This window comes from Endozoicomonas sp. SESOKO4 (genome assembly GCF_024606275.1).
Window position 1 is genome coordinate 1 of the sequence record NZ_JAHHPS010000633.1, and the last position, 2,674, is coordinate 2,674.

Annotated in this window: 1 protein-coding gene; it reads right to left on the bottom strand. The window is 45.1% G+C overall.

Going from position 1 to position 2,674, the window contains the following annotated elements; genetic code table 11:
- Positions 1–83 precede the first annotated feature (83 nt).
- A partial coding sequence (locus KDK16_RS12340) for an RING finger domain-containing protein (RefSeq protein ID WP_257276346.1) occupies positions 84–2,674 on the bottom strand: 2,591 nt, incomplete at its 5' end.

Genomic DNA, 2,674 nt, shown 5'->3' on the forward strand with positions numbered 1-2,674 from the left:
ACCAATTTATTGCAACCGCAGTAGGACAGCCTTAAGTCCGACAGGCTGCTAGTGCCTGTTGGTGTCGATGGATCAGTTTGCTTTCATTCTTCCTTCCAGAGTTCAGTGATTTTCGCAGTGTGGTAAAAACGACCATCATCTGACATGAAATTGGTAGTCACCAGAAAGCGGCTATCGGCACTGAAGCTGGCTGAGAGTACCGTGCCATCGTGACAGATAGTGATTTCTTTTTTCCATGATGCATCGTCTTTCAGGGTATGGATTTTTGCCTTCCTGTCCATAGTGAAGGTCACCACAAAGCGGCCATCGGTGCTGAAGGTGGCTGAACAAAAACAGACCCAATCTCTATGAAGGGTAGTGGTGTCTTCTTTCCATGATCCATTGTCATTGTGGCTATGAATTTTTGCCGCCCTGTCGATACTGGTGGTCACCATATGTCGGCTATCGGGGCTGAAGGTGGCTGAGAGGACTTTATGGTAGTGGTAGACAGTAATTTCTTCTTCCCATGATGCATCGGTCTTTTCGCCATAGATTTTAGCCGTATTATCGTCACTGGCGGTCACCAAGTGGCATCCATCGGCGCTGAAGGTGGCTGAGTTGATCCGATCTTCATGGGCAATGATGGCTTTTTTTAGCCATCGTCCGTTGTCCTGCTTGCCATAGATTTTAACCAGGTCATCCCTGCCAACAGTCATCACATGGCGGTCATCGGGGCTGAACCTGGCTGATTGGATTGGACCATCGCTGTCGATATGGCTGATGGTGAATTCTTTTTCCCATGACCCATCGTCCTGTTGGGCATAGATTATTGCCGTACAATCTTCACTGGCGGTCACCACACGGCGGGCATCGGGGCTAAATGTAGCTGAGTTGATAGCGTCATCATGGGAAATGGTGGCTTTTATTTTCCATGATCCATTGGCTGACCTGCCAGTGATTTTTACCACGTTATCTTTACCGACAGTCACCACATGGCGGTCATCGGAGCTGAAGGTGGCTGATTGGATCGGACCATTGTGGCTAATGGTGGCTTCTTTTTCCCATGGTCTATCGTCCTTTTGGGCAAAGATTTTTGCCGTACCATCTTCACTGGCAGTCACTATATGGTGGCTATCAGTGCTGAAGGTGGCTGAATTGACCTTGCCAGTATGTTGAACGGTCAGTTTTTTTGTCCATGATCCATCATCCTCTTGGCTAAAGATTTTCGCCTTGTGATCCGTACTGGCGGTTATTAAACGACAGTTGTCGCTACTGAAACTGGCTGATTTGACTGTACCATTGTGTCGGATAGTGACCTCTTCTTCCCATGATCCATCGGCCTTATGGCCATAGATTTTCGCTGTACAATCGTTACTGGCGGTCACCACACGACGGCTATCGGGGCTGAAGGTGGCCGAGTTGATCCTAAGGTCGTGGGGAATGTTGGCTTTTGTAATGGGGTGAATTATTTTTCTCAAGATATTGACGTACCGTGAGTCATCTGAAACCTTACTGTTGTGCCTGCAAAGTTGGACAAAATGGTACAAAGCTTCATAACCTGTTTCTGTCGTATTCCATTCCTTAACAGCTCTATTTGCACTGTCTAACGAATGACAATTGCCGTATTTTTTTAATAGCTTGTTTAAATTGTTAAGTTTTTCTTTTAAGTTATTTAATTCTGATCGACATACAGGGCAAGTTAAAACTGAAAGATGAGGTAGCTCTCTTTGGAGCCACAGATTTAAACAAAGCACGTGAAAAATGTGATTGCATGGCGTTTTCACTAATCTTGCTGTACGTGAAAAGTGCTTACGACATATTGGGCACTCATTATCGGTAATTTGTGCATGTTTCACCTTATCCACTTTAAATGCATTATCGCGGAAAGCATTGATATTCATGTAATCATCCATTGTTTTCCTGGCAGGTACAGCGATGGCTCTACCCGCTCTGGTAAAGGATGGCGTACTTCCCAAACGCGTTTGATGATTATCACAGGATTGTCTTGTCTTTAATCCTTTTTGGCGCAGCACATTAGGCTGATGATTATGGGCGCGCCGCTTTGGTCTTGCTCCCTGCTGTGAGTATCCAGAGCCAGAGGCACTGTCGAAGCTATGAACTTGGCCGGTGGAACTGATTTCAGGCTCACGGGGTGAAGGGTCGGTATGCAACTGAATTAACCCTTCATTTAAGAAATGTTGTAATTCATGAAACGATGGGTGTTGGTGAAATTGCATAAAAGTATTTGAAAAAGAACTGGCAGATTTCAATGATTGTGCAGCAATTATAATCTCATGCGTTACCGCTGAATCTGATATTTGTCCTAACAGATGACGAATAAGTTCAAGTGGGTTTGAGTAGAACAGAAATAATTGAACGAAGTACTCAATAAAACAATATTTTTCAAATTGTCCTATAGGTGGCTGCTGGTCAGATTGATTGACCCTGTGGATTATATCCTGAACAATCTTATACAAAATATCCAGGTTGTTGTCGCCAGCTTTGGGAAGTGGTCGGTCAGGTGGAATGATCGGTCGTAGTGCAGACAGCTTGTCAGGGTCATTCAAAGTCCGTGTTTTATCGGTTGTAGCTTCTATCAACTGCTTGATAAACCGGTTGCGCTTTGAGTTTTCATAGAAAGAACGCTGCAGGTCCAGTGCCGCCTCAAGAGGCGTGACAGGATTACCCTTGGTGT